The organism is Bradyrhizobium sp. ERR14 (assembly GCF_014198235.1).
Lineage (GTDB): Bacteria > Pseudomonadota > Alphaproteobacteria > Rhizobiales > Xanthobacteraceae > Bradyrhizobium.
On record NZ_JACIHD010000054.1, the window covers coordinates 1 to 5,196 of the forward strand.

Annotated in this window: 3 protein-coding genes and 3 pseudogenes; all 6 read left to right on the plus strand. The window is 61.3% G+C overall.

Going from position 1 to position 5,196, the window contains the following annotated elements:
* Positions 1-487: pseudogene (locus GGD62_RS40360) on the plus strand (ATP-dependent endonuclease); the annotation flags it as partial.
* 25 nt (positions 488-512) lie between these two features.
* Positions 513-881, plus strand: a complete 369-nt coding sequence (locus GGD62_RS40365) for a UvrD-helicase domain-containing protein (protein WP_183714805.1) — start codon at positions 513-515, stop codon at positions 879-881.
* Between the two features lie 152 nt (positions 882-1,033).
* Positions 1,034-1,570, plus strand: a complete 537-nt coding sequence (locus GGD62_RS40370; RefSeq protein ID WP_183714808.1) for a hypothetical protein — start codon at positions 1,034-1,036, stop codon at positions 1,568-1,570.
* Positions 1,571-1,713: 143 nt separating this feature from the next.
* Positions 1,714-2,291, plus strand: a pseudogene (locus GGD62_RS40375) (transposase); the annotation flags it as partial.
* 148 nt (positions 2,292-2,439) lie between these two features.
* Positions 2,440-2,990: pseudogene (locus GGD62_RS40380) on the plus strand (ATP-binding protein); the annotation flags it as partial.
* A 769-nt stretch (positions 2,991-3,759) separates the two neighbouring features.
* Entirely contained in the window at positions 3,760-4,896 is a 1,137-nt protein-coding gene (locus tag GGD62_RS40385; protein ID WP_183714810.1) for an MFS transporter, read from the plus strand.
* The last annotated feature ends 300 nt before the right edge of the window (positions 4,897-5,196 follow it).

A 5,196-nucleotide genomic window follows, 5' to 3' on the forward strand; every position in this document is an offset into this window, starting at 1 on the left:
CGCCGACAAGCTGCGCCTAATCCGTTCGCCAGCCTTCGTGCTGATCAATGGGATAAATTTCCGGCCGTACGCCATGCTGTTACTTTCGCCACTTAACGAGGTTCGAATCGCCGCTCGTCTAGTCGTGGTAACGGACGGCGACGGCGCAGACGTGGCCCAAGGCGAGGTGACAACCGGCGCCCGGCGCACAGGCGATCTCGAGGTTCTCGTCGGTTTGGAGGCAGCGGATCTCCTCGATGTCGTTATCAACGACTATTCGCTCAAGACCGAGCTTGTGCGCGCGGGCAACGCTGACGTTCAAAGAAACGTCTACCTCAAGCTCCATGCGCGTTCCGGCGATAGGAGGGATTCGGCTGTGCGTCAGGCCGATGCCGCCCAGACGGTGGCGATCCATAAATTTTTCAAGATGACGCGCAAGGGCGATTTCGCGCGACTGGTCGCCGAGGAAATCAACACGGCACACCATTCACTGTGCCAAGCTATCTGAAGATGGCGTTCGAGGTCCTGGTTAAATGATCGCCAAACCGTTCGAGCCGACCGAAGAGCAACGGCGGGTGATAGAGCAAGCAGGCTCGACGTTCGTCGCTGCCTGCCCGGGCGCGGGGAAGACGCTCGTAATGGTCGAGCGAGCGCGGAAGCGTCTTGGTGGCGGACCGACAGGCCGCGGCATGGTCTTTCCATCGTTCACCATCGCCGCCGTCTCCGAATTGGAGGATCGGTTGCGTCGAGAACGGCTTATCGAGACCGGCGTTCCCGCATTTTATTGGGACATTCGACGCCTTCCTCTGGCAATTCCTCATCGCGCCGTTCGGCGTCGATGGCTGCGCTGCCAAACCGAGACTTATCCCGGACAAGGACGATCGCACGATACAGTCGCTTGAGCGCGTTGAGATAGTCCGGAGCGCAATCTGTTCCGCCGGATGGGCGAACGTCCTGTTGCAAGGCGACATCCGGTGTCGGCGACTCCAGGCCTTACCTTCGAAACGCAGGTCGCAACGGAGCATGAAGGCCTGGATGCGGATGCGGGGGCCCGGTGGACATCTTGACCGGCTGCGTGTCGCGCTCGTACCAGGTCCTGCAGCGCTTCATGAAGCGCGTCAGGCACCCAGACATGGCTGAGCTCGCCGGCCCGATGCAGACGAGCCAAAGCAATGGCGCCGCGCCGGTCATTCTTGATCCGCTCGCCCGGCTTTCGTGGCGTCAGCGAAGGGGTGCACACGCTACAGATTATCCCCATTTCCGAGAGTTGACGCTGAACGTTGTAGCCACATCATGCCTCGCAGACGAACTCGACGACACCATGTCGACGCGTCAAACTTCGAGCAAGCTTGCTGATTGCTGTTGGATCGTTATTGATCGTGCCGACGTGTCGAACCTCACCAGCTCGTTCAGAGTCCGCCATTGCGACAGAAAATGTCTCCTTATGCACGTCGAGACCAACGAAGGCACAAGCCCCTTGCATAGCATCTTCTCCTTCCTTGCCGGGCCACCCCAGGCAACGCGCAGGATGCCAACCCGGGCGAGAAAAGGCCATGTCACTGGCTTTCGGCGTCGGATGGCGCAATATTGATCTCTCCGGCGCAGATGGCTTACATCTGGAGGGGATCGACTGGCGGACTCCACAACTGAGTTGGCGCCCGCAGAGCTCAGGCTGAGCACAATTTCCGCAGATTTTATATTTTTGGCAGTCCCAACGGTCCAATCTGAGATTCAATGTGTCACACGGATGCTGAGCGCGACGCGGTTCCAGATGACATTGCCGCCCTGAAAGGGGCGCTGGCAGCCGAGCGCGCGAAGGGCTTGGAGATCACGAGCTCGCGGTCGCCCGCGCGAAAGCAACGGAAGACGAAGCGCTGATTGCCCAGCAGGAGCTGCAGATCGCGAACTTCAAGCATCAGATCTACGGCCAGCGGTGCGAGCATTCGTCGCGCCTGGTGGAGCAGTCGGCACTGACGTTCGAGGAGCTGGAGGCCGACGCCACCGAGGAGGAGCTTGCGGCGGAATGGGCGGTGGCAAGGACGACGACGGTGCGGGGATGTACCCGCGAGCGTGGCGAGCGCCAGGCCTTCCCCGAGAACGAGTGGTAATCGATGGACCTGTTGGCCATGATCATGTTCGAGAAGTTCGGCCAGCACCAGCCGCTGAACCGCCAGGCCGAGCGCTATGCCCTGGAAGGCGTGCCGATCGCGCTGTCGAAGATGGCGGATGCCGCTGGGGCGGTCTGTAAGGCGCTTCAGCCTTTGCTGCGCCTGATGGAAGCCCTTGTCATGGCGGCCGAACGCCTTCATGCCTATTGTAGTGTGCTGCAGAAGCAGAGGGAAAGGATGATCGAGATGATCTGGCGGCACAACCTGTGGCAGCGATGTGGGTAGGCCCGAAGCCAACGCGGTCGAGAATACCAGAACGGATAGACGTCCGAGAGACGAACGAAAATCAACCCGCCGATGCGCCACCCGCCTGCGCTACGCCAAGCTGCGCCAGCAGGCGTGCGTCGAGGACATCGACTACGCACCGCGCGCGGTCTCGACCGCCCGCTGTTCGCCAAGCTTGTCGAGGGCCGCTGGCTCGACGACCACGTCAATCTCCTGAACTGCCGCCCGGCTGGCGCCGGCAAGAGTTGGCTCGCCTCGGCGCTCGGCCACAAGGCCTGTCGCGACAATCGCTCCGTGCTCTATCAGCGCGTCCCGCGCCGGTTCGACGATCTGGCGCTCGCCGGCGGCGACGGTCGCCATCGCGGCCTTGGCCGTGTCGATCTGCTGATCCTTGATGTTTGGGGGCTCGAGCCGCTCGATGCCCGCGCCCGTCACGACCTCCTGGAAATCCTCGAAGATAGCTCCGATCATCGCTCCACCATCGTCACCAGCCAGCTCCCCGTGGACCAGTGGCATCCGCGCCTCGTCCATAACGCTCACCGCCTCCAGCTTGCCGGCGAAAGCACGCGAAAACGCAACGCCAAAACCATCACCCTTGACGAGCAGCCAGAACGCTGAGTCTATCACCGCCTCGGCCGGAGCGGGCTGCTCGCGATCGTCTGAATTCGGCGCTCACGATCGCGTCGAAATCGCTGCTCACTAGTGATCATGCATACGACCGGACGATCCGCCCAGCCGACCACCACCCCCACCGATCTTGGTCCGATTTTCGCTTCGTTGGAGCTCACCCAAGCAGCGAACCTCTCCTTTCGGACCTGTTTTCGCGATTGCGACGGCGGACGTCGATTCCGACACGGCTCGTCCTGCTGTTATGAGGATCGGGTCGGTACTCCGAGTAACCTACACTTAAAGGTGTCGAACTCGCAATTCCTTGCTAGCGTGGTCGCGACTTTCAGGCGCGAATTGGGTTGGCTGGGGTGCTGCGAACGCCGCGGAGACCATCGGTTTAATGGTGATCTGCACCGTCACGGTAGATGGCCGCGCTATTGTTCAGCTTGCTTGAGATGGCGCTCATTTGCTTCGGAGCCTGGAACGTGATGCTCTGCTGATCTAATGCCTCTAGGGACGCACCCGCAGTGACGCGCCGCGAGCTCGGGTCCACGGTCCGATAAGCTGATACAGGGGCGATCACGGCCGAATGTTACGGTCGGGTAGAGACCATCGGGCTCGGCGCGTGAGAAAGTTGGACAGACCAAGCCTTGTGTGCGCAGTGCCCCTCATTTTTGACAGGTGGACTCTTCGGTTTCGATCGCCGTACATGGCCGAACGTTGTGCAAATTACCCGCGGGCTGCGCTCGCCAGCAATTTCCTCCGGAGTTCCTAAACGATGTCTGCCGATCGGCCCGCCACGCGACTCGCGACGCGTCTTGCATTTTTTGTCGCTGGTTTTGGTATGGCGGCCTGGGGGCCGCTGGTGCCGTTCGCGAAGGGACGACTGGCTGTCGACGAAGGCGTTCTCGGTCTTCTGCTGCTATGCTTGGGCTTTGGCTCGGTTGTCGCGATGCTTTTGACCGCCTTGTTGAGTGCGCGCTACGGCAGTAAACCGATCATTCTGATCGGTGGGGTCGGCCTTACACTCATCCTTCCTTGGCTGGTGGTTGCCGGTACGCCTTGGGCGCTCGGGGCCGCGCTGGTCGCCTTCGGCGCCTCGCTCGGCGCGATCGATGTCGCTGCGAATATCTACGCGGTCGAGGTGGAATGTGCAGCCAAGCGTCCGCTGATGTCCGGTTTTCACGCGCAATTCAGCATCGGCGGCTTTGCCGGCTCCGCCGCGATGACCATATTGCTTTGGTTGAATGTTGGTGCTTTTGCATCAACCCTGATCTGTGCGAGTTTCATGGCGAGCGTCATGGTGCTGACTTGGTCGCGATTGCCCCAAAGAGCGCAGGCTCAGCGAGGGGCGTTGTTCGTCATGCCGCATGCCATTGTGGTGCTGCTGGCGATATTAGCAGCGATCACGTTTCTTATTGAGGGAGCCATCCTCGACTGGAGCGCCTTGCTGCTGGTGGACCGTGGCCTCGTACCGAAAGCGCAGGGTGGCGTCGGCTTCATGCTGTTCTCCATTGGCATGACCGTCGGGCGCCTGGCGGGCGATTCCGTGGTGTCGCGCGTGGGCGACCGCGCGACACTGGTGGTCGGCAGTCTGATGGCCGTCGCGGGTTTTGCGCTTCTGCTGGCCGCCCCAGGCGTCGCCTTCGCGGTGGCAAGTTTCCTGCTCATTGGTCTTGGTGCATCAAACCTGGTTCCCATTCTCTTCCGGAGGGCCGGCACTCAGAAGGTAATGCCTGCAGGTCTAGCGGTTGCCGCAATCACCACGGTTGGCTATGCGGGACTCCTCGTTGGACCGGGGTTCGTCGGTTTTCTCGCCAACTTCGCAGGGTTGCCGAACGCATTTGCGATGTTGGCCGCACTCATGTGTCTGGTAACCGTGTCGGCGCGCAGCGTCACCATCGAGGCGCGGTGACATCAACGCGGCGGTGCGACGCGCGCAGCTCGGCCAAGCGACCGCCTTCCTCCGCCTTCTGATTTCGGGCCGCTAAGACGGCATGGTCTTACTCGACAGCGGCTCGAGTGGCGATCGAACGGCGGTTGCGAGCCGATCACGGTGGCGGGAAGCGCGTCAAAAAAGCTCTCGATGGCGGCGTCGGCGGCTGCGCCGACCAGTTAATCACATGGCCTAATCGCGCGCTCGAGGCTGAGGTAGAATGTTCTCCTCAGTGCAAACGAGGAGCATGTGATGACCCTTTATGTTGGTTTGGATGTA

Bases quoted from the DNA above. Each gene is read 5' to 3' on its own strand.
- GGD62_RS40365 (WP_183714805.1), top strand. From the start codon at position 513: ATGATCGCCAAACCGTTCGAGCCGACCGAAGAGCAACGGCGGGTGATA.
- GGD62_RS40385 (WP_183714810.1), top strand. From the start codon at position 3,760: ATGTCTGCCGATCGGCCCGCCACGCGACTCGCGACGCGTCTTGCATTT.